Here is a 24,130-nt window from a genome sequence, read left to right as displayed (position 1 = left end):
CCGACTATTTTAGTCGGTTTTTTTATTGCCTCCGGAGTAAAAAAGGATAAGATCAACGCACCGTGCAAGCGGTCTGTTTCGCTTAACAATTTGCAAAAAGTGCGACGACCGTTTGGAATAAGAGAAATAACGTAAAGGAGAGATTATGCAAGAGTTGATTTGCTATAAGCAAATGCCGGTATGGACAAAAGATTCCCTTCCGCAAATGTTTCAGGAAAAACATAACACCAAAGTCGGTACGTGGGCGAAGTTAACCGTACTAAAAGGCGCACTTAACTATGTTGAATTGAACGAAGACGGTGATATCGTGAGCGAAACGGTCTTTGACGAAGCCCGCCAACCGCCGTTCGTTGCGCCGCAAGTGTGGCATAAAGTGGCGGCGTTAACCGACGATTTGGAATGCCGGCTTGCATTTTATTGTCGCCCCGAAGATTACTACGCCAAAAAATATAATCTGACAACCACTCATTCGGAGGTGCTGAATGCCGTCAAGCATATTCAGTCGGGCAAGGTGCTGGATTTGGGCTGCGGACGCGGGCGCAACGCGCTTTATCTGAATTTATTGGGATTTGATGTGACCGCCGTGGATCACAACGCCGAAAGCATTCAATTTTTGAATTATCTGATTGAAAAAGAAGGCTTGGAGCACATGCAAACCGCCGTATATGACATTAATCAAGCCAATCTTGCCGGAGAATTCGATTTAATTGTGTCCACTGTCGTGATGATGTTTCTAAACCGCGAACGGATTCCCGCTATCATTGATAATATGCAAAAAAACACCAAAGTCGGTGGTTATAACTTAATCGTCAGCGCCATGAGCACGGAAGATTATCCTTGCCCGATGCCGTTTTCCTTTACTTTTAAAGCCGGTGAACTGAAAAATTATTATCAAGGGTGGGAATTGGTGAAATATAACGAAGATCTTGGTGAACTGCATAAAACCGATGAAAACGGCAACCGTATCAAAATGCGTTTCGCAACGATGTTAGCAAGAAAAATCGCCTAGGTTGCCCGCCACCGAGCCTCCGCCTTACCGTTAAACGGGCGGAGGGAATGACAAGCGGTCATTTGATCTGTCGCTAAAATTGATATAAACATTTGCGTTTAAAAGCCACAAAGATACAAGATTGTGACTGAAAAATGAGTATTATACAGTTCGTTCCAGCTTGATAATCCTATCTGCGCTGTCCAATGTTGATTGCATGGTAATTTCCCCGACGATATTTTCTCGTCGGGTATAACTGCCAAAGGTGACGAATAAAATAAAGGCGATAATTAAAGTGAGAGAAACGGAAAAGACCACCCAACTTGGCACGGAAGAAATCAGCACAGCGGTACTTTTCCATTTTCTATAATTTATAGCTTCTTGTCGGAACATAATCTAATTGATTTTAGATATGATTAATATCACAAATAAAAATGGAAAAACCAACCGAATAGAATATATACTAAATAGGTGTGTTTTTCCATTTGTTATGATTAGTCACTTTTTGATGAAGTATGTTTTTTATATAGTTCAATAAAGTAATAATATATTTTTCTATACAGATATGGTATAGATACTAATATTAATATATCTATTAATACTTTATATGTTATGGGAATTTCTATATAACTATGGTATAGTTGAATCAATACTACTGCTATTAGAACTCCAAAAGTAAATACATTTTTATCTTTCATAACTAATCAGTCGGAATATTGCCATTTTGCAATTCTCTCATAACATTATCCTTATAATTTTCTCCTAAGTTTTGTCTACTATGCCCAAATTATTAGGAGAATTTGATCGCTTGTTATTGTAGTGAGATTATTTATTGTTAGGCTTATTTAAATATCCATCCAATATCCCTAAAATTTTATAAATGGCTAAACAGAATACAAAACTACATAAAATGGCTATTATTCTGTCTAGAACAGTATAAAACTTAAGAAATACAATAATAAAAGGAACTATTAATATAAAAATATTGGGCGCATAAATTTCATTGAATTAATACCCTAATGCATTATTAATAATATTACCTGCTGGTGTTTCGTAGTCAGGATGTCGGGCGATTTCCGCTTTCATAAGAGTTCTCCTGTTAAAGGTAATAATATTCAAGATTCAATTCAATCTTTACCTATAACTGTGCACCTATCTACATAATAATCTAGGAGCAAAATTTCTTTTTCAAATAGACGATTAAATGTGGCAAAGTAGTACCTAAGATAACGCAAGAAATAAAAAGATATTCTTTATGTTTTTTATCTATCTCTAAAGGCGAGATAAGGATAAAATATAAGAAAAGAAATATTCCCACCGTAATCATGCTAATTAACGGCATAATATATTTTATTGCATTACCAAACTTGAACATCTCTAATATATTCTCCGTATGCTTCTGCATCAAAAACAGGTAAGTTATTGTCTATAGCATAGCCGAGAGCTGCACCATATAATCCGCCGAAAATGCTTCCTACAGGACCGGCAGCACTACCTACACCAGATCCAATAATACTTCCAATTGTAGTAGCATCTCCAATAACTCTTTCCGTATTATCTTTGGTAAAACCTGAATCACTGCCGTACCTCTCTTTTTTTACACATTGAGATGCATCAGCACAACCTTCATCAGTACAATTATGATAGCTTCCACCACCGAAAACATGACTAATTTCGTTCATTGTTAGTTCTTTCATAAATCACTTCATTTACAGTTTGGTTAGAAAAGCAGATTGAATTCCACTCAATCTTCACTCGGTAACTGTACAGTCGAACATATGATAATTATTCTCATTTGATTTGCAAGTGTAAATTTTGCTCATTAGACCAGTAGGAGTTGTGCTATATGAGAGTGTAAGCGGTCGGTTCTGTCCGGTTTTTTGCAAAATTATCGCTTATTCGCTTGTAGCATGGCTCTGAGGTTGGCAATATTGTCGGAGACTTTTTGTTCTTTTTGTACTTCGGTCAGCTGCGGTTTATCTTTTTCCCACAGCAAATCATCTTGCGGTAATTCGAGTAAAAATCGGCTGATTTCGGGTTTAATCACTTCACCGTATTGACGGCGTTCTTTGCATAAAGAAAAGGTGAGTGTCTGTTGTGCGCGGGTAATGCCGACATAAGCAAGGCGACGCTCTTCTTCCACATTATCTTCATCAATACTGGTTTGGTGTGGCAAAATGCCTTCTTCCATTCCGATCAAGAAAACGTGTGGAAATTCCAACCCTTTGGATGCGTGTAATGTCATCAGTTGCACCTGATCGCTTTCGTCATCGTCTTCACCACGTTCCATCATATCTCTTAGAGTCAAATTGGTGACAACTTGATTTAAGTTCATTGGCTCGCTGAGTTCATCGCCTTCCAACATTTTCTCAACCCATTCAAACAGCGTTTGCACATTGCGACTTTGCATTTCCGCAGATTTTGGAGTCGTCGCTGTTTCGTAGAGATAGGCTTCATACTGAATTTTCGCCAACATATCCTGAATTGCCGATTTCGGATCGGATCTGACCGCTTGATCGGACAATTCCACCACCCAACGAGCAAAATCCTGCAAGGCTTGATAAGGCTTCGGGGTTAAACGTTGGATCAGTTCAAAATCAAAAATCGCGTCAAACAAACTCACCTGTTTTTCATTGGCAAGTTGCCCTAATTTTTCGAGTGTCGCTGCCCCGATTTCCCGTTTCGGCGTATTCACAATGCGTAAAAATGCCGCATCGTCATCTTGGTTCACCAACAGACGCAGATAGGCCAACATATCTTTGATTTCGGCTTTGGCAAAGAAAGAAGTTCCGCCTGAAATTTTGTAAGGAATACGATTTTGGATCAGCAATTTTTCCAACAAGCGAGATTGATGATTACCACGATACAAAATCGCATAATCTTTATACTTGGTTTTGCGTGAAAAACGGTGTGCGATCAACTCGCCCACAATGCGTTCGGCTTCGTGTTCTTCATTTTTCGCTTCAATCACATTGAGTTTCTCACCCTCGCCCAACTGCGAAAAGAGGCGTTTATCAAACAAGTGATCGTTGTTATCAATCAGAATGTTGGCACAGTGCAAAATCCGTTGGCTCGAACGGTAATTTTGTTCGAGTTTAATCACCTTGAGCTTCGGAAAATCCTGTTGCAACCGTCCCATATTTTCAGGCTTTGCCCCACGCCACGAGTAGATCGACTGATCGTCGTCGCCCACCACGGTAAAATTGCCCTCGTGACCGACCAACAGCTTAATCAATTCATATTGGCTGGTGTTGGTGTCTTGATATTCGTCCACCAACAGATAACGGATTTTCTGTTGCCAACGTTCTTTGGCTTCAGGAAACTGCTTAAACAGCAAGGTCGGCAACATAATTAAATCATCAAAGTCCAAGGCATTGTAGGCTTTGAGCTGATTTTGATATTGATCGTAAAAGTGGCTGAATACCCGATCACGATCGCTTTTTGCCAAAGCAATCGTCTGTTCGGGCAAAAGCAGATCGTTTTTCCAGTTAGAAATGGTCGCCACCAACAATTTCAAAAGATCTTTATCTTCCGTCACATTTTCAGGCAACAGATGTTTCAACAACGCCAGCTGATCGTGTTCGTCAAACAGCGTCATCCCCGACTTATAGCCGAGTAATTTATGTTCACGCTTTAAAATCTCAAAACCAAGGGTGTGAAAGGTTGAAATCGTCAATCCCCGACTGCTTTCCTTACCGATAGAATGTGCCACACGCTCACGCATTTCACGGGCGGCTTTATTGGTAAACGTCACCGCTGCAATCTGCTTCGGCGAATAACCGCAACGGGCAATCAGATGGGCAATTTTATTGATGATCACCCGTGTTTTGCCCGAGCCCGCGCCCGCCAGCACAAGGCAAGCCCCATTGACATAGTCTACCGCTTGTTGTTGTTGAGGATTCAGTTTCATTGTATTTCCCTTTGATGTAAGCGGTACGATTTTAGTGATTTTTTGCAAATTGTCGAATAAAACTGACCGCTTGTATTTTGGGTGGTAAAATTGTGGTTATTGATGATTGTAAATACCTGAGCGATGAAAACACTCGATCCCCTTTTCTTACCGTTAGACCGTTCCGTTTTAATTGAAGCCTCCGCCGGAACCGGTAAAACCTACACGATGGTGAATCTTTATTTGCGTCTGTTGTTAGGCGTAGGTTGTCACCCGTTGATGGTGGAGCAGATTCTGGTTGTCACCTTCACTAAAGCCGCGACACAAGAATTGCGCGATCGTATTCGGGAGAAGGTGGCGCAGGTCGCAACCTTATTTCAACAATATCATCTCGGCGAATCGCAAGCCTTAGCGGACGATCCGTTTCTATTGGCGTTATATCAGCGGGTGAAACCGCATTTGTCGGAGGCGCTGTTGCGTTTGCGTATCGCCGAGAAAGACATGGATTTGGCGGCGATTTTTACCATTGATAGCTTCTGTCAGAAAATGTTGTTTCAGTTTGCCTTTGATTCCGGGGTGCGCTTTGATCTTGACTTGCAAACCGATGAGCATGAATTGTTGGTTCGTTTAAGCGAAGAAACATGGCGGGAGCTGTTTTATCCGATGAATTTAGCGCAATCGCAAGCGGTTGCCGAGCAGTTAAAAAATCCTTATGTCGCTTTGGAAGCTGTCAAAGGTTATCTGTACGGTCCGCAGCCGGCGCTGTCGGCAGATCAACAATGGTTAAATGCGGATATTGACGCTTATTTCACCCGTTTCACTCAATTTCTTCGTGACGCAAAAGCGCACTGGACGGCACACGGCGCAGAAATGGTGGCAATCATCACGGCGGAATTGGAGAAAACCTACAAAAGCGGCGTAAAAAAATCATTGAGCCGCAAGGCATATCAATTGCGTTGGCTTAACGGTTGGGTACAGGAACTGAACCATTGGGCGGTAAGTGAGCAGGCGGATTTTCCGACCAACAGTTGGTCCCGTTTTTCTCAAGGATACTTAACCGAAAAAGCCGAAGAGAGCGCCGAGCCGCTCGTTCATGATTATTTTGCAAAAATCGACGCTTATCTGACCGCTTACCGACAACAATTTGAAGGTAAGCAGAAACCGATGCTGCAATTTCGGTTTTTTACCCGTTTACGCGAAAAGTTGGTTCAACATAAGCAAACCCATAAAGAAAAAAGTTTCGGTGATATGTTGAGTTTTTTGCATCAAGCGCTACACGGTGAGCGAGGGAGAGCCTTGGCGGAACAAATCCGAGCGTTGTTTCCGTTCGCGATGATTGATGAATTTCAAGACACCAACCAAGAGCAATATGATATTTTCAGCCGTATTTTTATGCCGGAAAATCGCGGTAATCAAGGCTTTATTATGATTGGCGATCCGAAGCAGTCGATCTATAAATTCCGTGGCGCCGATATTTTTACCTATTTGGCGGCGGCAGAGCAGACGAGTGAAAAAGCCACGCTTAGCCGTAATTGGCGATCGTTGCCGAATGTGGTGGAAAGTACGAACCGCTTGTTCGGCTTTCCGCCGAACAGTTCGGCAAGCCCGTTTTTATATCGAGGGATTCAGTTTCACCCGGTCAGTTCGACCGCATCCGACGAGAGACTACAAGGGGCGGCGAACACTCACTATTATTTGCAACCCGAATTTGACGAACGGCAGGCTGCCGCACACTGCGCATATTATATTCAGCAACAGTTAAAACAGGCGGAGCAAGGGACATTATATTTGCAAAAAAACGGGCAAAACCGACCGCTTGCAGCCAAAGACATCACGGTGTTGGTACGCAGCCATACTCAAGCCGGCTTGATGCGTCGGGCATTGGCGGCATGCCATATTCAATCCGTGTTTTTTTCCGAACGCAACAGCGTGTATGACACGCAAGAAGCTCGTGATTTGCAGTTTTTGCTGCGCGCCTGTTTGAATCCTTATCATCAACGAACGCTATTGTCGGCGCTCGGCACACCGTTATGGGGGCTGACGGCGGCAGAGCTTTTTCAGCTCAAACATGATGAAACCGAGTGGGATAATCGGGTAAATGCCTTCGTACATTATCATCAGGTGTGGCAACAGCAAGGTGTGTTACCGATGTTACACCAGATTTTTATGCAACAAGGCATCATTCAACGGATAAACGCCGGGGAAAATGCCGAGCGTCGGATTACCGATTTACTTCATTTGGCTGAGTTGCTCCAAAATGCGATGCCGAATTTAGAAAACGAGTCCGCCTTATTGCGCTGGTTCGAACGGCAATGTGCGAATCCGAACGGTCAATCGGACGAACAGAAGCAGCGTTTGGAAAGTGAAGAGAGCTTGGTCAAAATCGTCACCATTCACGGTTCGAAAGGGTTGGAGTATCCGATTGTATGGTTGCCGTTTGCAGGTAAAGCCAGTCAAGGGGCTAAAAGTCAGTCTATGGTGATCTACCATGACGAACAGCGTGTCGCCCGTTGGGATTTCGGTTCGCAGTCAGAAGCAGTGAAAACAGCGATCAATCAAGCGGAATTTGCGGAAGATCTGCGTTTACTCTATGTTGCCGTTACACGGGCAAAATACCAGCTCAACATGATTTTGCCGATGCGGTTTGAGAAAGGCTGGTCGGCATTCCATTATTTGTTGAGTAACGGTGAAATCGGTTTGGGGAGTACGAACGGCGGAGAGGAAACCGCTTTCTTATTGAAACAAAAAGGGATTGCGTGTTCGGTCACTTCGTTATCGCAGGAACCGCCGACGGATGATTGGCAACCGACGGTTTATCGTGAAACGGCGGTAAATGCCGCGACCTTTAACGGCTCGATTCGTAATAAAGGACTCATCACCAGTTTCAGTGCGATGCAAGCCGAAAACGACTATTTGCAAATTCATCGTTCGATCGCACCGCTTGTCGCTTTTAGCGATGATGCCCAGGACAATGATCGTTCGTTATTACCCGTCGATATCACGGAATCGGATGACGCGGCATTTTCGTATACGCCTTATCGTTTTCCGCATAGTGCCAAAGTCGGTAATGTATTGCACACTTTATTTGAGCAATGGGATTTTTGCCAGCCGCTAACGACGGAAGCCGTTCGGCATGTCTGCGAACAGCTGAGTTTGGGTGAGGAATGGATGGTGCCGTTACAAGATTGGCTTGAGCGGGTAGTGTCTACGTCGTTCGGCGATCAACAGATAAGTTTAAAAGCATTGGATAGTCGCCAACGTTTAAATGAATGGCAATTTTACTTGCGTTTGGCGAATGCGGAGGCATTAGGTCAGCTGAATGCGTTGCTGAAAAAACACTCGTCACTTGCCCGTCATTTGCCTGATTTACAGCTAAATCAAGTCGAAGGTTTCGTCCGAGGCTTTGTAGATTGCATAGCGAAGGCAGACGGTAAATTTTATCTGCTGGATTATAAATCCAATTTTTTAGGTTATCTTCCACAGGACTATCAGCTTGAAAATCTACGAAAAACAATGGGGCAATATCGTTACGATTTACAATATCTGCTTTACACACTGGCATTGCACCGTTATTTACGTTCCCGCTTGGGAGCGCATTATGATTATGAGCGGGATTTCGGTGGGGTTGCCTACCTCTTTTTACGCGGAATGGACGGCACCGCAAACCGCGGCGTATTTTTTGAAAAACCAAGCCGACAGTTTATTGAAGAAATAGACGTGCTGTTCGGGTAGTGGTGTAATAATCGAATATCATTTATTAAGTGTTATGTTGAATTTGCAAAAAACTCGACAAATCAGACCGCTTGTAAATCGGTATTTAATGCAAAAAGAACAGTTTTTTCGTTCATATTTTGAAAAAGGGCTTAAAGCCTTGTGCGGTACATCATACCTAGTACTATAAGGCTTTAAGCCAATTTTTATTGGTGTTGTTGTCGGCTATGCCGAGATGTGTTGATCTTAAAGATTATTTACACGTCACTGCCTTTGAGATCACGGGTATATACTTTATCCAACACATCTTCCAAATCATCGGTAATTCGATTGGCCAAAATAACGTCGGCTTGTTGCTTAAAGGTATTTAGGTCGTTAATCACTTGAGATTGGAAGAATTCTTCGCCTTTATATTCCGGTTCATACACAATGACAGGTACGCCTTTCTCTTTAATTCGTCTCATCACCCCTTGAATACTGGAACTGCGGAAATTATCCGAACCGGATTTCATGGTTAACCGGTAAACTCCGACAACGGACGGTTTTTTCTTCAGTATTTCGTTTGCAATAAAATCTTTTCGGGTGCGGTTAGACTCTACAATCGCACTGATTAAATTTTGCGGAATATTTTGATAATTCGCTAATAACTGCTTCGTATCTTTCGGTAAACAATAACCGCCATAACCGAATGATGGATTATTATAATGCGTTCCGATACGGGGATCGGTTGAAACTCCGTCAATAATATGTTGGGTGTCCAAACCGAAGGTTGCCGCAAAAGAGTCCAGTTCATTAAAGAAAGCAACCCGCAATGCTAAATAAGTATTGGCAAATAATTTGATCGACTCCGCTTCCGTCGGGTTTGTCAGAATAATCGGCGCATTCGGTGACAGACTGCAATCACGTAACATATGAGCGAATTTTTCCGCCGCTGCATTGCAATCACCGACGACAATACGAGACGGATGCAAATTGTCATACAACGCCTTGCTTTCACGTAAAAATTCCGGTGAAAAAATAATACGATCGGTATTAAATTTTTCACGCATTTTTTGGGTGAAGCCGACCGGAATCGTTGACTTAATAATTAGATATGCCTTTGGATTTCGTGCAATAGCGGCTTCTAATACGGATTCTACCGAGCGGGTATTAAAGTAATTGGTTTCCGGATCATAATCCGTCGGCGTTGCAATAATAATGAATTCCGCATCTTTGTAGACTTGCTCGGCATCAACCGTAGCATGTAAATCTAACGTTTTTGTTGCCAAGTATTCACTGATTTCCGTATCTTGAAGCGGAGAGACTTTTCGGTTAATCATTTCCACTTTCTCAGGACTGATATCCAATAAAGTCACTTCATGCTGTTGAGCCAACAAAATGGCATTAGAAATACCGACATAACCGGCACCGACTACTGTAATTTTCATACTTTTCCTCTTTCTTAGGTTATTTTATTAGAACGTGCTTGCATTTTTATTGTTAGGTTATACCGAACGGTGTTACCCTAAACTTCATTTATTCAACTGTTTTCTCAGCCGTTCTTCACAGACGTTAAGTAATATTTCTGTCGTATGAAGACGTTCTTGAAACAAGGTACTGATATAAATGTGACGGGCTAACGAAAGCGTTAAGTAAATTTCAATATCTTGCAAACATGAGGTTTCACTCTCAGTTAAAAAACGCTGTAAAAAGGCATGTTCATGTACCTTTAATGCGTTAATATCCGCATAGTTACGTAATGCAAACTCTTGAATATGCGCAAGATAATTTCCCGCATCCAATGCTGCCGGACCTTGGCAAACCAAATCCAAATCCAGTAAAACCATCTGACCCGGCAGACCGTTTCGTTCTAGAATTTGATCTTGATAAAAATCCCGATGAACCGAGACGAAAGGTACTTCCGTTAACCGATTAACTAATTGCTCACAATGAGAAAGTACCGACGCAATGCGAGCAGCCCACTGAGGTAATAATGTCTGAGCTTGGCTTAAACGATCACGAAGAATGTCCAACTCATGTAACGGCGTCCAGACCGGCAGATCCAACATTTGGGCGACATGGCTTTTATGTAAAGCATTTAATGCATTAGCAACTTGATTGCCGAGAAATTCTAAACGTGCATTTCCCGGTATCAGCATTTCACCGAGGCTTCGACCGTTCACTTTGTGTTGCAACCAAGTGTGTTGTTCAACCAATATTCCTAACGGCTCCGGCACACTCACATGCGCCGTATCATTAAATCCTTTACTCCACAGCGCTTGTTGAATCGTATAAGAACGTTTATCCAATCCCTTACTGCGATATTTACCGATAATACATTTTCTTGTTTGATTATCGGTGCCGACTTCGTAATCGATTAATGCTCTACGTCCCACTTTGTAACGCTTTAACGAAACGGTTTCTACGATACCTTGCTCAGAAGGCGGAAGTGCATTCATCAATAATGTTTGCATTTCGGTATGGTTCGTTAATGTATACAGGATAGGATCTGCGGATAAATCGATCTGTTTTTCACTATGAACGACAAATTGATCATCCGTTTTGCTCAGTACATCTTCAGCTTGTTGTAACAATTGCAATGTATATTGTTCCCAATCTACGGAGCGTTTACGGAATGGTTCCGCCCCTAACCGTAATATTGCCGTCGCAACAAAATAGCGAAGACCGTCAAAGCTACAGGATGTTTTTTGCCGATAGTGATATAAGAAAGCGTGAATAATTTCATCTGCTTGCCAACCGGGTAAAACACCTTCAATCACTTGTAGTGTCAGTCGTGCATAAAATGTCGCCAAATCCATTAACGGATTGGCGCTTACCGCCCGATCCCAATCTAATACATACAATTCACCCCGCTCATTTTGAACAATTTGATCCAATGAGAAATCACCGTGAATCAGCTTAAAGATTTCAGGTTGAGAAGCTAGCCCGCATTCAATTCGCTGAATGAGTCGGTGAAACCATTCGGCGTGATCCGGTAAAATATGCTTGAATGTACGTAGCACCGCGTGTAATGACTCGATTTCATCACAATGCCCGTATTTTGTCGGGTGTAAATAAGGTGTGTTATGTATATCGGCAATAACCTTAGCTACATTTTCGATATCTGCTTTTGATGGCAACACACCATCCTCCGGGCACAAACTTTCCCCGTCTTGCCAATCGGTAACTAAGGTGCAAAGCGACCCGTCTACTCCTAAAAGTTTGACACCGCCTTGTGCTACGCCGAATACCGCACCGGTCAATACCTTGCCGAAGTCGCTTGGTTTTATGCAACGAATTACCGCAATAGGTTGCTTATTCTCATCACTGATTTTAGCAACGAGCCTACGTTCGGGCTTATACCGTAAAATGTCGATACATAGTTCGGATTTCGCTAACTTCGGTAGTGATACTTTATCAAACATCTGCCGGCGTTTATCACTATCTATCAACCAATCCAAAGGAATGCCTTTATCATAAGCCGGATGGTAAAAAACAATCTTTAATGCGTTAAGCGTAAAAGGGGCATAAATACCGATATCATCATTATCTTGTTTTATATGAAGCCCGGTACGTTCGAAACGTTCTACCGTTAATGCTTTGGCAAAATAATATTGAACGGAGCCATCCTCGAATTTGATTTTTACCGTTCCGGCGCAGCTTGTACTTGGTTTATAACGTAAATATTGAATTTCCGCTTGAAGCGCCCCTTTCAGTCGAGGAATAGTTTGAAGCTGAGTTAGCAATACTTCGCTATCTAATAAAGCAACTAGTCCGGGAAGGGCATAGTCTCTTTCAACAATTTGTTTATCTGCTTTGGTAAGCATAATTCGTACCTCTATGGTATGTCCTTAATCGCAATGCTAATTTCCGCAATGCCAATTTCGTTAGTGTGAGCCGATTTGCATCTTCCACCAATTTGCATAATTACCGTTTTGCTCAACTAATTGTTTGTGATTACCTTGCTCCACTACAACACCGTTATCTACAAAAATGATACGGTCGGTTTTTGCCGCAAAAGCCAAATCATGTGTAATCATGATCGTCGTACGTCCCTTCATTAAGTTGTGCAATGCGCTGATTACATAGCTTTCACTTTCTTTATCGAGTCCTACTGTCGGTTCATCAAGGATAAGAATGGCACTCTTATTAATTGCAGCCCGAGCAATCGCAATACGTTGTCTTTGCCCACCGGATAAAGAGCCGCCGCGTTCGCTTAATACTGTGTCATAGCCTTCAGGTAATGCACTGATAAAATCATGAGCCTGTGCTAACTTAGCCGCATTGATAATCTCTTCTTCGGTCACTTGCTCAAGGTTATTGATTGCGCCCAATGCAATATTTTCACGAATACTGAGTCCGAACAGCAAGTTATCTTGTGGAACCATTGCAATCTGCTTACGAACACTTTCAATGGTATAGTCTTGGATATCATTACCGTCTATTCGAATGACACCGCCTTTCGCTTCATAAAGTCTCAATAACAAACTGGTGATTGTTGTTTTACCTGCACCTGACGGTCCGACAATCGCAACACTTTCTCCCGCTTCAATTTTAAAATTGATATCGTGAAGAATCGGTAAGGGGTGATCATCCGCTTTGTTATAACCGAAGCTGACATGTTCGAAATGAATTTGCCCGCGAATATTCGTTAATTCCGTTGCATTCGGTTTATCTTTAATATCAGGTTGTTCATCCAGTAGATCCACAACCCGCTCTCCGGCAGCCAATGCTTTGGACAATCGCCCCGTATATTTGGCATATTCACGGACCGGTCGGAATGAATTGTTCAAATAAGAAACGAATACGATCAAATCGCCCGGTGTCATTTGCCCGGCTAACACGGAATTTGCGCCTTGTAATAACACCAGTGCCGTTACCACGGAAACCAATACATCTACACGGCGTTCTAATCCTGCAGCCAGCTTTTTAGATTTAACCTCTTGCTGACGACTCTGTAAGTTATCCCCTGAAAAGCTACGAATCGTCTCATTTTCTAAGGATAAAGACTGTACCGTACGGATAGAACCGATATACTCCGCCGCTTTTGATGCTAGAGAACCTTCCCTTTTGCGCTGCGCCCGACTTGCTTCATGAATCCTTTTCCCCGAGTGGTTTGTCATCCACCACATAATAGGTAATGACGCGATTGCTAATAGAGTCAGTTGCCAGTTCAGATATAACATGACGCTGAACATCCCTATCAGAATGAACATGTTTGCCAGCATCGGCATCAATGCGGTAATAACCGCTTCACGTAACATTGCAATATCATTAATCAGACGCATCGTCAGATCACCGGTTTTGGCTTGCGAATGGAAACGTAAAGAAAGTCGTTGTAAATGAGCAAATAAGTCATTACGCACATGACTTAAAATACGGCTTCCGGACAAGGCTAATCCGACGGTACTAAAATAGCTTGCTCCCGCCATCATTAATGCAATCAGGATTACCGCTCCTGCACTTCCCCATAAAATGTATTGGGTATCTACGGAGGCTAAAAGCGTATCTACGAAGCCTCGGCTTTTTGCCTCGCCGGCAGCTGAAGGGTCGGTATTTACATCAAACAACACGTAATCGACAACAAAAGCTAAAGGTAAAGGCTTCAGTAATCGCATTGCGGTTGAAAGCAGTAAGGCAATCAGTGCCCCGACAATCAACATCCTTTCCGGGCGAATATATTCTCTCAGTCGGTAAGCCATTGCCCACCAAGCATTCTTATTCATAAAGCTATCCTTGTTATAAAAAACGGCTTCGCCAAACGGTTAGCCGTTTTCTTGCTATCTTTATTTTTTACAGGTTTTCGCAATATTTAAAATACGATCCACTACCGCTAACCAGCTATGGTGTTGTTCCGCCGTCAAACGTGCAGCTTCCGCTAAGCGTTGTGTTTTTTTCGGATTTGCCAGCAGTGATGCAATACTATCCGCCATTTTTTCAGGGTTTTCCGCTTCCACCAGTAAACCGTTATAATCGTGCTCGACAACGGTTGCCAAATGTCCGACATTCGTAGCAATAATCGGTAAGCCGGCTGCCATATATTCATAAATTTTTAACGGAGAAAAATAAAACCGTTCCATATTAGGATAAGGTGCCACGGCAATATCCATTTGTCCCAACCACTCCGGAACTTGCTCCGGTAATACCGCGCCGGTAAATCGAACATATTCCGAAAGCCCTAATTTCTCAATATCCGCATGCAATGTGGTATATTCAGGGCCGTCGCCGACAATTAATAAACGGGTACGGTAACCGCGATCACGCAATACCGCCCATGCTTGTATTAACACTGATACGCCGTGCCATGGTTTTAATGTACCTAAAAAGCCGACCGTCACTTCCGAACTGCTCGACATATTTTTTAATCTGGCGGCATTTAACTTGGCTGCCGGCGCAAAACGATCTAAAGCAACGCCGTTCGCTACAACATGGACTCGCCCTTTTGCGCCATCAAATGTTTCCAAATAATGCTGTACGCCCGGTGAAACCGCAATCATGGCGTCCGCATCAGTAAACACAGATTCGGCAATCGCTTGAGCCTGCTCTTCCAACGGCAATTCACGGTGCTTTTTCTGTTCTTCAATTAACGGCGCATTCACTTCCAATATCCCGATACACTGATGTTTTTTCGCAAAAGACATACCGGCATTACTCCATAAAGAATAACGTTCGTACACCAAATCAAACGGTCCGGCATTTTCCAACATCTCTTCTACTTTGGGGTTTGCAGCCAATGCCGCTAAAGCCCGCTCCTCTTGAGAAGAGTTTGGTAATTCCGCCAATGTATGAATCGTAATCCCTTTTAGCGCTTCCGGAACATCTCCGCCCAAACGCTGTGCGAATAACGTGACCTCAAGACCTCGTTGAAGCATTCCCTTAATAACCTCTTGTACATGTACTGACGCCCCTTTAGTACCGAATACAGGAATACCGGGATCAGCACAAACATAAGCAACTCGCATAATTTTTCCTTTTTAAAATAATGAATCGATTAAATACCGTGGCAATTAATTGCTTTTATTCTGTTTGGCAATAGCCGTCGCAAAAATAGAGCGTAATGATGCGGCATTGATATCTTCGTCATACTCTCGTTCGATCAAGGCACGAGCCGTTTTTGATAACGTTTGGCAAAGTTCAACATCATTCAACAGTTTTTCCATGGCATCGGCTAAGGCTTGAGGATCTTGCGAAGGTACGCACAGCCCGGTGATATTGTCTTGCACTAATTCCGGAATGCCGGCCACTTGCGTCGAGATAACCGGAGTACCGAGCGCCATAGATTCTAACAAGACGGTCGGCAAACCATCTCTATCTCCGTCATCACTGATTACGCAAGGCGCAACCATCATATTGGCACTCTTCACAAAATCGATAATATCGGGTTGCGGCATCGGACCGACCATTTTTACCACATCACCAATACCTAACGCATGGATTTGTGCCTGTAGAGACTCTCTTAATCCGCCGTCACCGACAAGCGTACAACGCATCGATACATTACGTTTTTTCAGAATGGCCAATGCATCCAGCAACACGCTAAATCCTTTTTTAGGCACTAATCGTCCGACGGCAAGAATGTGTTTTTCTCTTGATTCAAACGGCGTATAAGGAAATTTGCTCAAATCCATACCGTTATAAATGCGAACGGCTTTCGCCGCATCTGTACCGTATTTCTCTTGCAAATAAGCCAAATTGTAGTCCGATACCGTCACTGTCGTTTCCGCATCACGCATTTTTAAATCCAGCTCCGTCGATTCTTCATATTGGTAATAAATGTCTTTTGCGTGCGCCGTAAAGGTATAGGTAATACCGGCAAAAATTGCCGCTTGTCTTGCCACGGTTGTTGCTTGGGTACCAAAATGAGCATGCAGGTGCTGAATTCCGCGTTTTTTAATTTCTAGTGCCAACAAAATGCTTTGCCCGATTTCATGAATGGAGCCTTTCGCATCCGGTAATTTCATCGCAAAATCCGGTAATTGGCGAAAGCCCTCACAAAATAACGGCCACAGCGTTTCCGGATTCCGCTGTTTATCCATTAAACGACTTACTGGCGCTCTGACTTGAGAAATGGCATCTTGGAAATGGGTTTCCATTACCGGTCCTAACGCAAAAATATCGATTTTGGTTCCCGCCCGTTCATGCGCCAAAATTTCATTCACCACAAAGGTTTCTGAAAAACGAGGGTAACGCTTAAGTACATAACCGATGTACATCGGTTTTTCATCTAAGGCGATTGCTTTATTCATATTATTTATCCACAACAATAGTTAAACTAACGAGAAACCGCTTTGCTCATAATCTTATTCACTTGAGCAACGACCTGATCCAATCCATTAAAACGCAAGGTGTCACGCGCATTCAATTGCGGTTTTTGCGATTTCATCCAATCGGATAACGCTTGCGGCGTTAACTCATTCGGATGTAAACAATCAATCACGCCCATCTCCGCTAAGCGGGAAGCGCGAATCCACTGTTCTTCTCTCGGTTTTACCCGAGGGACAATCAATGCACGTTTATTAAAGGATAAAATTTCCGTTGTCGTGTTATAGCCTCCCATTGAAATAATGCATTCCGCGTGATGCATTAATTTGAGCGGCTCGGCAACGAAGTCCATCACTCGGATTTCAGGACGTTTTGCCGCTAATGCTCGCAAATGTTTACGCTGATCTTCCGGCATCAATGCACCGCAAATTAACAGCCCGTTCCAATTCGGCGGCAATTCGGCTTGTAAAAACGCCGCAGCAAGCGAAAAACCGTCTTGGCCGCCACCGACCGCACAAAGCGCATACGGAGACTGAACATAAGCCACTTCCGCATTTAATCCCTGATCTTCCATACGGCGGGTTTGATCCAAATATCCCACATAACATAACTTATCGCCAATTTCCGAATCCAAGCCGTATTCTTTGGCAAGATCGTATAATTGCGGATCGCCGTAAACCCAAATACTGGAAAAATACAAGCGGATAATTTCTAAGTTTTTCAATTTTTCCCATTGCTGACGAACAACGTGAGGTTCATCAATAATATCGCGCAAACCTAACACGATATGTGTGCCGCGGCTGGCCAATTCCGGTAAAATGTTATCCAACTCGCTCATTGCACCGCGCGGTACATTGTCAACCACCACGATATCCGGTTCAAACGCCTCTAATGCCGCATGAATAATCTCCTTACGGATTTTAACCAAGCGCTTGATATCGTGTCCTAAAGAACGCGGAATATAATCGCCGTCCGACGTTTTATAGTATGTCGGCATCGTCACCGTATCCGCCCCTTTCGGCAGTTTAAAAGCGCCGGATTCCCGAACACCGGAGAGTAACAATACATCCGTTTCCGGATTTGTTTCCAATATGGATTGTGCTAACAGCATATTGCGTCGAATATGCCCCAATCCCATCGTATCGTGAGAATAAAAGGCAATCCTCGGTTTTCGGGTCAATAAATTGTGCTGGGTGAGTGAATCGTTCATAGTAACGTTCTCCTTAAAATGAACCTCTAAATTACGATTTGGCTTCCATTTGTGTTGACTGGTCGCCGTAAAGATTTCCAGCATTGACCAAACATAACAAATTAAGTTCTTCGCCCCCAAACGAATTCCGTTCACTTTCTATTGAAATAGTATTTGGCTCATCGGATGAGTTATGTAACCATATGATATATAAACAATTAATTTATCAAATCAATAAATGAAAAGATTTGTAAAACAAATTAAAAGTGAATTTTTCATTTATTTGACCAATTAATTTAATTCGGCAAAAATCGGGGAAAAAAGCAGAGAAACATTCAATAAAAATAATAAAAAATCTCAGCCGGAGAAGATTTAAATAAACTGCGGAAAAAAGATAACTCCTTGTCATCGATAATATTTATTAACCGATATTTGGTGTAAAAAAAGACATTTATACCTCAAGAAAAGATTATTCATTTATCTGACCAATCAAACAAGCGGTCTGATTTTGCGCTAAATTTGCAAAAATGACTAAAAAATCACCATATCACACCAATGACAACACCGTTCAACGAAAAATTTTGAAATACGACAAAACAGCACCGAATAATTGACGATTTCGGTCAATTTTTTGATAGGATAGTCATGTTTTATTTTTTTATATTTATTGTGATTACCCTGTTATTTTTTTTATGAGGTTTTTATGAACCCAAGACGTAAATCCAGACTAAAAGTCATTTTGTCAGTGCTAAGCGGTGTTGCCGTTGCCGCCGGGCTGACGCTTTATGCGTTGAGCCAAAATATTGATCTGTTTTATACACCGTCGGAAATTGTTTACGGCAAAAATGACGACCCGAAAACCAAACCGGAAGTCGGACAGCGCATTCGTGTGGGCGGCATGGTGGTCGAAGGCACCGTCAAACGGGATGATAAAACGCTGAAAGTGACTTTTGATTTGAATGATGTCGGTCCGTCCATTCAGGTGGAATATGAAGGTATCCTGCCGGATTTATTTCGTGAAGGACAAGGCATCGTAGCACAAGGTACGTTAATCGAACCGACCCGCTTACGCGCAACGGAAGTGTTGGCTAAGCATGATGAAAACTACATGCCGCCCGAATTGGGCGATAAAATGAAGAAAACCCACCAGCCGATGGGAATTTCCGCCGCCGATCTGAAAGGTGAATCGGAACGAGATCGTACGCAAACCGGAGAAAACAAATGATTGCCGAATTAGGTAACTACATGCTGGCGTTGAGCTTGGCTTTGGCAATTTTGGTTGCCGTTCTCCCGTTGATCGGTGCGGAAAAGCATAATGTCGCACTGACGTCGTTAGCCCGCCCGATGACATGGGCAATATTTATCGCCCTCACGATTTCGTTCGGCTCCTTATTTTACCTGTTTGCCGTTAATGATTTCAGCGTACAATACGTTGTCAACAATTCAAACAGCACCTTACCGCTGGAATACCGTTTATCCGCCGTGTGGGGCTCTCACGAGGGGTCTTTATTATTGTGGATTTGGCTGCTCTCTCTTTGGAGTGTCGCCGTCGCCGTATTCAGCCGCCAAATGCCGGAAGATGCCGTTGCCCGCGTGCTTAGCGTCATGGGCTTGATCAGTATCGGCTTTTTGGTGTTTATCCTGTTCACGTCCAACCCGTTTGACCGCACCTTTCCTGATTTTCCGGTAGACGGAAGGGAACTGAATCCGATGTTACAAGATGTCGGTTTAATTTTCCATCCGCCGCTACTGTATATGGGGTATGTCGGATTCTCCGTGGCGTTTGCCTTCGCAATTGCTTCGCTGATGACCGGTCGGCTTGATACCGCATGGGCAAGATGGTCTCGTCCTTGGACCATGGCGGCTTGGGTTTTCTTAACGCTCGGTATTGTTCTCGGTTCTTGGTGGGCATATTACGAACTGGGCTGGGGCGGCTGGTGGTTTTGGGATCCCGTAGAGAATGCTTCTCTCATGCCGTGGATTGCCGGAACCGCCTTAATCCATTCTCTTGCAGTTACCGAAAAACGCAGCACGTTCAAAGCATGGACGGTTTTGCTTGCCATCTTGGCATTTTCTCTCTGCTTATTAGGCACCTTCCTCGTTCGTTCAGGCATCTTAGTTTCCGTACACGCTTTTGCCTCGGATCCGACCCGCGGCTTGTACATTTTGGCTTATTTGGTCATCGTGGTCGGCGGTTCGCTGCTTCTTTACGCTTACCAAGGCAGCAAAATCAAGAGCCTTGACAATTCGGAACGTTACTCCCGCGAATCCATGTTGCTCTTGAACAACGTTCTGCTTATGGCATTTTTATCCGTTGTCTTTTTAGGGACGATTTTACCGTTAATCCATAAACAAATCGGCTTAGGCACGATTTCTATCGGCGCACCGTTTTTCAATCAAATGTTCATGATTTTAATGGTGCCGTTCGCCTTCTTACTGGGCATCGGACCATTAGTCAAATGGCGTCGGGATCAATTCTCCGCCATCCGTAAACCGGTGATCGTATCCTTATTGCTGATGACCGTTCTCGGTTTCGCATTACCTTATTGGTTTGCCGATACCATCATGGTCGGCGTCGTGCTCGGCACCATGATGTCCGTTATTATCGTGGCGTTAAGTGTATATGAATTGCACCAACGCGCGACTCACCGTCACCCTTTTATCACCGGCTTGTTTAAGCTGTCACGCTCTCACTGGGGAATGGTCTTAGCGCATTTGGGCGTTGCCGTCTCGGTTTTCGGTATTGCTTTCAGCCAACATTTCAGCATTGAAAAAGACGTGCGGATGAACGTCGGTGATAGCGTGCAGATTTTAGACTATAATTTCACGTTTAAAGGTATTCGCGACAGTAACGGTCCGAACTATATCGGCGGTACGGCAGACATTGAAATCAGCCGAAACGGTCAATATGAAGCTGCGTTACAGGCGGAAAAACGATTCTATAACGTCAGCAGAATGAGCATGACCGAAGCCGCCATCGACTGGGGATTTACCCGTGATTTATATGCCGCTTTGGGTGAACGTTTTGAAGACGGTTCTTGGGCGTTACGCCTTTACTACAAACCGTTTATCCGCTGGATTTGGATCGGCGGACTGTTTATGGCGTTTGGCGGTATACTATGCATGGCGGACAGACGCTACCGCTTGAAGGTGGCAGCGAAAACCGCCATCATATCATAAAAAACAAGCGGTGTGATCCGCACCGATTTTTACCAAATATAAGGAGACTCGATGAGCGAACAAAAAGGTCTGTTTCGAACATTACTCGATAAGTACAACGAACTTTGCAAAGACTTGGGCGTCGATCAAGGCGCATGTCGCGGTTGCGTGCCGATCGTCAAATTCGATCAAGATAAAGAGGATGACAAACCGTCCGATGTTACCCACGGGACACGCACCGACCAACAAAAGTAAGCGCTCAGGTCTAATCGACAAGCGGTACGATCCGCGCTGTTTTTTGCAAAATATTGCGCCAATCGTACCGCTTGTTGTTTGTAATCAAAACGGGGAAAGCACGCTTTCCCCGCTATTTTTTTAGGCTTTTTTCAAAAATTCCGATTTGAGCAACAGCTTACCGCAATCGACATTGTGATCGCCCGCGACCAAACGAATTCCTTTATATTTTGTGCCTTTCTTTAACACCTCGGAAGAGCCTTTCAGCTTGAGGTCTTTGATTAAAATCACATCATCGCCGTCATTTAACAGATTGCCGTTGCTGTCTTTTACGATCAATTTGTCTTCATCGATCTCAATCTCATCGCCGCTCCATTCATTTCCACAATCCGGGCAAACGAATTGAACGGAATCGTGATACGTATTTTCGCCTTTACAAGCCGGGCAAATCGGGTAGTCCATAAATATCCTCAATAGTGTATAAAAGCCGTCATTCTACTACAAGCGGTCGGTTTTACCGAAAAATTTGCAAATTCCCGTTACCTGACGTTATTTTGTCAACAAATCCAACGCTTCTTGATATTTCGCTACGGTTTTTTCAATGACATCGGCAGGCACTTTAGGCGCCGGGGCTTGTTTGTTCCAACCGCTGTTTTCCAACCAATCACGAATAAACTGTTTATCAAATGACGGCGGATTGGTGCCTTCTTTGTAAGTCTCAACCGACCAAAAACGGCTTGAATCGGGCGTAAGCACTTCGTCCATTAACGTTAAAACACCATTTTCATCCAGACCGAATTCAAATTTGGTATCGCAGATAATAATGCCTTTGGTTAATGCATACTCCGCAGCTTCTTTATACAACGCAATTGCAGCATCACGCACTTTTGCCGCAAGCTCTACGCCGATTTGGCGTTCACATTCGGCGTAACTGATGTTGATATCGTGATCACCTACTTCCGCTTTGCTTGACGGCGTAAAAATCGGCTCGGGTAATTTGCTTGCTTCAACCAAACCTTTTGGTAATTCAAGTCCGCAGATTGTGCCTGTTTTTTGATAATCTTTTAAGCCGCTGCCTGTTAAGTAGCCACGAACAATCGACTCAATTTTAACAGGGGTCAAACGCTTACACACGACCGCTCGGTATTGAATCGCTTCGGCTTCTTCTTTCGGTAGCACATCAAAGACTGAATCACCGGTAAAGTGATTCGGCATAATGTGTGCCAGTTTATCAAACCAAAAATTTGAAATTTGAGTCAAAATTTCCCCTTTGCGCGGAATCGGATCGTCTAAGATCACATCAAAAGCGGATAAGCGGTCGGTTGCCACCATTAACATACGTTTATCATCAATTTCATAAAGGTCACGGACTTTGCCCGAATAGATTTTTTTAAGGCTGATTTGCATGGCTGGATTCCTGTAGATTGAATAAAACGGGCAAATTATAACAACTTGCGCAAACGTTTGCTATTTATCATAAAAATAATTTATCTTCCGAACAAAAAAGACTTGTCATTCTCATTTTTTTAGCGTATCTTCCACACCAATTCATTTTTGGAGCAACCTTATGACCTTTATTCGCACTCACCATCATCACCATTTGACCGACTAATCTTTCGGGCATTTGGCGTGTTCGGAAGATAAACTTCCGAGAGCGAATTAAGATCAGCACAAAATTCACAACCCCTCGGAAGGCAACTTTCGAGGGGTTTTTCGTTATTCAAAATACAAAATAGAAGGAACACACTATGTCGGACAACAGACTTCGCATCGCGTTACAGAAAAAAGGGCGTTTAAGCAAAGATTGCAGCGAATTACTCAAACAATGCGGCGTGAAAATCACCTGGAACGAACAGCGTTTGATCGCCTATTCCGAAAATCTGCCGATTGAAATTCTGCGTGTGCGTGATGACGATATCCCGGGGCTGGTGTTTGACGGCGTGGTCGATCTCGGTATTATCGGCGAGAACGTGTTGGAAGAAGAAGAATTAGGGCGTTTACATGCCGGCGAACCGGTCGAATATAAAAAACTCCGCACCTTAGATTTTGGCGGTTGCCGTTTATCACTTGCGATTGATCGCGATCGCACCTACAACGGTGTACAAGATTTCAAAGATGCTCGCATTGCCACCTCTTACCCGAACTTACTCAAACGTTATATGGCGGAACAAGGTGTACCGTTTAAAAATTGTCTATTAACAGGCTCGGTAGAAGTTGCACCAAGCGCAGGACTTGCCACCGCCATTTGCGACTTAGTTTCGTCAGGCGCCACCCTTGAAGCAAACGGTTTAAAAGAAGTCGAAGTAATCTATAAATCCAAAGCTTGCCTGATTCAACGTGCCGAACCGTTGAGCGCCGATAAACAAGCTCTAGTTGATAAACTGCTCACCCGCATTCAAGGCGTACAACAAGCTGCTGAATCCAAATACATTATGCTCCACGCCCCGAAAGACAAACTCGAAGAAATCACCGCATTGCTACCGGGTGTTGAAAATCCGACGATTCTCCCTCTTGCACACGATGATTCCAAAGTCGCCATGCACGTGGTCAGCCAAGAGAACTTATTCTGGGAAACGATGGAACAGCTGAAAGAAATGGGGGCAAGTTCGATTTTAGTCCTACCGATAGAAAAAATGCTGGCTTAGAAATCTCCCCCTATCCCCCTCTTTACGAAAGAGGGGGGACAAATAAAGTCCCCTCTTTTGCAAAGAGGGGATTT

General features: G+C 43.5%; 17 protein-coding genes and 1 other annotated feature. Of the genes, 6 read left to right on the top strand and 11 right to left on the bottom strand.

Annotated features, from left to right (window positions below; all coding sequences use genetic code 11):
• The first annotated feature begins 145 nt into the window (after positions 1-145).
• Positions 146-1,009, top strand: coding sequence for an SAM-dependent methyltransferase TehB (tehB, locus tag ACEYKX_RS02130; protein WP_373767941.1), 864 nt, complete (start codon positions 146-148; stop codon positions 1,007-1,009).
• Between the two features lie 141 nt (positions 1,010-1,150).
• Here tehB and ACEYKX_RS02125 read toward each other — a convergent pair whose 3' ends face one another.
• The 3 genes from ACEYKX_RS02125 to rep form a co-directional block, all read right to left on the bottom strand.
• Positions 1,151-1,333, bottom strand: a complete 183-nt coding sequence (locus tag ACEYKX_RS02125; RefSeq protein WP_373767940.1) for a hypothetical protein — start codon at positions 1,331-1,333, stop codon at positions 1,151-1,153.
• Between the two features lie 1,013 nt (positions 1,334-2,346).
• Positions 2,347-2,685, bottom strand: coding sequence for a hypothetical protein (locus ACEYKX_RS02120; RefSeq protein ID WP_373767939.1), 339 nt, complete (start codon positions 2,683-2,685; stop codon positions 2,347-2,349).
• A gap of 191 nt (positions 2,686-2,876) precedes the next feature.
• A complete protein-coding gene (rep, locus tag ACEYKX_RS02115) occupies positions 2,877-4,898 on the bottom strand; it encodes a DNA helicase Rep (RefSeq protein WP_373767938.1) in 2,022 nt (673 codons plus the stop codon).
• A gap of 123 nt (positions 4,899-5,021) precedes the next feature.
• Here rep and recB point away from each other — a divergent pair, with 123 nt between their 5' ends.
• Entirely contained in the window at positions 5,022-8,609 is a 3,588-nt protein-coding gene (recB, locus tag ACEYKX_RS02110) for an exodeoxyribonuclease V subunit beta (RefSeq protein ID WP_373767937.1), read from the top strand.
• Positions 8,610-8,845: 236 nt separating this feature from the next.
• Here recB and ACEYKX_RS02105 read toward each other — a convergent pair whose 3' ends face one another.
• The 6 genes from ACEYKX_RS02105 to ACEYKX_RS02080 form a co-directional block, all read right to left on the bottom strand.
• Positions 8,846-10,015 carry a nucleotide sugar dehydrogenase gene (locus ACEYKX_RS02105; protein WP_373767936.1) on the bottom strand — a complete coding sequence of 390 codons (1,170 nt, stop codon included), beginning with the start codon at positions 10,013-10,015 and terminating at the stop codon, positions 8,846-8,848.
• An 84-nt stretch (positions 10,016-10,099) separates the two neighbouring features.
• Positions 10,100-12,394, bottom strand: a complete 2,295-nt coding sequence (locus ACEYKX_RS02100; protein WP_373767935.1) for a phosphotransferase — start codon at positions 12,392-12,394, stop codon at positions 10,100-10,102.
• Positions 12,395-12,454: 60 nt separating this feature from the next.
• Complete coding sequence (locus ACEYKX_RS02095) at positions 12,455-14,293, bottom strand: ABC transporter ATP-binding protein (RefSeq protein ID WP_373767934.1); 1,839 nt, start codon at positions 14,291-14,293, stop codon at positions 12,455-12,457.
• A 60-nt stretch (positions 14,294-14,353) separates the two neighbouring features.
• On the bottom strand, positions 14,354-15,529 hold the full coding sequence (locus ACEYKX_RS02090) for a glycosyltransferase family 4 protein (RefSeq protein WP_373767933.1): 1,176 nt from the start codon (positions 15,527-15,529) through the stop codon (positions 14,354-14,356).
• A 45-nt stretch (positions 15,530-15,574) separates the two neighbouring features.
• On the bottom strand, positions 15,575-16,813 hold the full coding sequence (locus ACEYKX_RS02085; protein ID WP_373767932.1) for a glycosyltransferase family 4 protein: 1,239 nt from the start codon (positions 16,811-16,813) through the stop codon (positions 15,575-15,577).
• A 26-nt stretch (positions 16,814-16,839) separates the two neighbouring features.
• Positions 16,840-18,039, bottom strand: coding sequence for a glycosyltransferase family protein (locus ACEYKX_RS02080; protein WP_373767931.1), 1,200 nt, complete (start codon positions 18,037-18,039; stop codon positions 16,840-16,842).
• A 682-nt stretch (positions 18,040-18,721) separates the two neighbouring features.
• On the opposite strand from ACEYKX_RS02080, the gene ccmE reads away from it, so the two are divergent.
• Genes ccmE through ACEYKX_RS02065 form a run of 3 tightly spaced genes read left to right on the top strand, consistent with a single transcriptional unit; the run spans position 18,722 to position 21,432 of the window.
• On the top strand, positions 18,722-19,243 hold the full coding sequence (gene ccmE / locus ACEYKX_RS02075) for a cytochrome c maturation protein CcmE (RefSeq protein ID WP_373767930.1): 522 nt from the start codon (positions 18,722-18,724) through the stop codon (positions 19,241-19,243).
• A complete protein-coding gene (locus ACEYKX_RS02070; RefSeq protein WP_373767929.1) occupies positions 19,240-21,198 on the top strand; it encodes a heme lyase CcmF/NrfE family subunit in 1,959 nt (652 codons plus the stop codon). The genes ccmE and ACEYKX_RS02070 overlap by 4 nt, the downstream gene beginning before the upstream one ends.
• Before the next feature lie 51 nt (positions 21,199-21,249).
• Positions 21,250-21,432: a DUF5363 domain-containing protein gene (locus tag ACEYKX_RS02065; RefSeq protein WP_373767928.1), complete on the top strand. Its 183-nt coding sequence runs from the start codon at positions 21,250-21,252 to the stop codon at positions 21,430-21,432.
• 120 nt (positions 21,433-21,552) lie between these two features.
• Here ACEYKX_RS02065 and ACEYKX_RS02060 read toward each other — a convergent pair whose 3' ends face one another.
• Complete coding sequence (locus tag ACEYKX_RS02060; RefSeq protein ID WP_373767927.1) at positions 21,553-21,873, bottom strand: zinc ribbon domain-containing protein YjdM; 321 nt, start codon at positions 21,871-21,873, stop codon at positions 21,553-21,555.
• 87 nt (positions 21,874-21,960) lie between these two features.
• Positions 21,961-22,818: a phosphoribosylaminoimidazolesuccinocarboxamide synthase gene (locus ACEYKX_RS02055; RefSeq protein ID WP_373767926.1), complete on the bottom strand. Its 858-nt coding sequence runs from the start codon at positions 22,816-22,818 to the stop codon at positions 21,961-21,963.
• 180 nt (positions 22,819-22,998) lie between these two features.
• Positions 22,999-23,128, top strand: a sequence feature (His leader region).
• Positions 23,129-23,159: 31 nt separating this feature from the next.
• Between ACEYKX_RS02055 and hisG the strand changes: the two genes are divergently transcribed.
• Positions 23,160-24,056 carry an ATP phosphoribosyltransferase gene (gene hisG, locus ACEYKX_RS02050; protein ID WP_373767925.1) on the top strand — a complete coding sequence of 299 codons (897 nt, stop codon included), beginning with the start codon at positions 23,160-23,162 and terminating at the stop codon, positions 24,054-24,056.
• Positions 24,057-24,130: the final 74 nt, after the last annotated feature.

Source organism: Glaesserella sp. (assembly GCF_041817755.1).
Taxonomy (GTDB): Bacteria; Pseudomonadota; Gammaproteobacteria; order Enterobacterales; family Pasteurellaceae; genus Glaesserella.
The sequence above is the reverse complement of the archived record's forward strand: the minus strand, read 5'-3'. Positions and strand labels throughout refer to the sequence as shown.

What these genes read in the sequence shown, in the direction of transcription:
- ACEYKX_RS02055 (WP_373767926.1), bottom strand. Translation starts at nt 22,818, where the DNA reads ATGCAAATCAGCCTTAAAAAAATCTATTCGGGCAAAGTCCGTGACCTT.
- ACEYKX_RS02105 (WP_373767936.1), bottom strand. Translation starts at nt 10,015, where the DNA reads ATGAAAATTACAGTAGTCGGTGCCGGTTATGTCGGTATTTCTAATGCC.
- ACEYKX_RS02095 (WP_373767934.1), bottom strand. Translation starts at nt 14,293, where the DNA reads ATGAATAAGAATGCTTGGTGGGCAATGGCTTACCGACTGAGAGAATAT.
- ACEYKX_RS02090 (WP_373767933.1), bottom strand. Translation starts at nt 15,529, where the DNA reads ATGCGAGTTGCTTATGTTTGTGCTGATCCCGGTATTCCTGTATTCGGT.
- ACEYKX_RS02120 (WP_373767939.1), bottom strand. Translation starts at nt 2,685, where the DNA reads ATGAAAGAACTAACAATGAACGAAATTAGTCATGTTTTCGGTGGTGGA.
- ACEYKX_RS02100 (WP_373767935.1), bottom strand. Translation starts at nt 12,394, where the DNA reads ATGCTTACCAAAGCAGATAAACAAATTGTTGAAAGAGACTATGCCCTT.
- ACEYKX_RS02080 (WP_373767931.1), bottom strand. Translation starts at nt 18,039, where the DNA reads ATGAACGATTCACTCACCCAGCACAATTTATTGACCCGAAAACCGAGG.
- recB (WP_373767937.1), top strand. Translation starts at nt 5,022, where the DNA reads ATGAAAACACTCGATCCCCTTTTCTTACCGTTAGACCGTTCCGTTTTA.
- ACEYKX_RS02060 (WP_373767927.1), bottom strand. Translation starts at nt 21,873, where the DNA reads ATGGACTACCCGATTTGCCCGGCTTGTAAAGGCGAAAATACGTATCAC.
- tehB (WP_373767941.1), top strand. Translation starts at nt 146, where the DNA reads ATGCAAGAGTTGATTTGCTATAAGCAAATGCCGGTATGGACAAAAGAT.
- ACEYKX_RS02085 (WP_373767932.1), bottom strand. Translation starts at nt 16,813, where the DNA reads ATGAATAAAGCAATCGCCTTAGATGAAAAACCGATGTACATCGGTTAT.
- rep (WP_373767938.1), bottom strand. Translation starts at nt 4,898, where the DNA reads ATGAAACTGAATCCTCAACAACAACAAGCGGTAGACTATGTCAATGGG.
- ACEYKX_RS02070 (WP_373767929.1), top strand. Translation starts at nt 19,240, where the DNA reads ATGATTGCCGAATTAGGTAACTACATGCTGGCGTTGAGCTTGGCTTTG.
- hisG (WP_373767925.1), top strand. Translation starts at nt 23,160, where the DNA reads ATGTCGGACAACAGACTTCGCATCGCGTTACAGAAAAAAGGGCGTTTA.
- ccmE (WP_373767930.1), top strand. Translation starts at nt 18,722, where the DNA reads ATGAACCCAAGACGTAAATCCAGACTAAAAGTCATTTTGTCAGTGCTA.
- ACEYKX_RS02065 (WP_373767928.1), top strand. Translation starts at nt 21,250, where the DNA reads ATGAGCGAACAAAAAGGTCTGTTTCGAACATTACTCGATAAGTACAAC.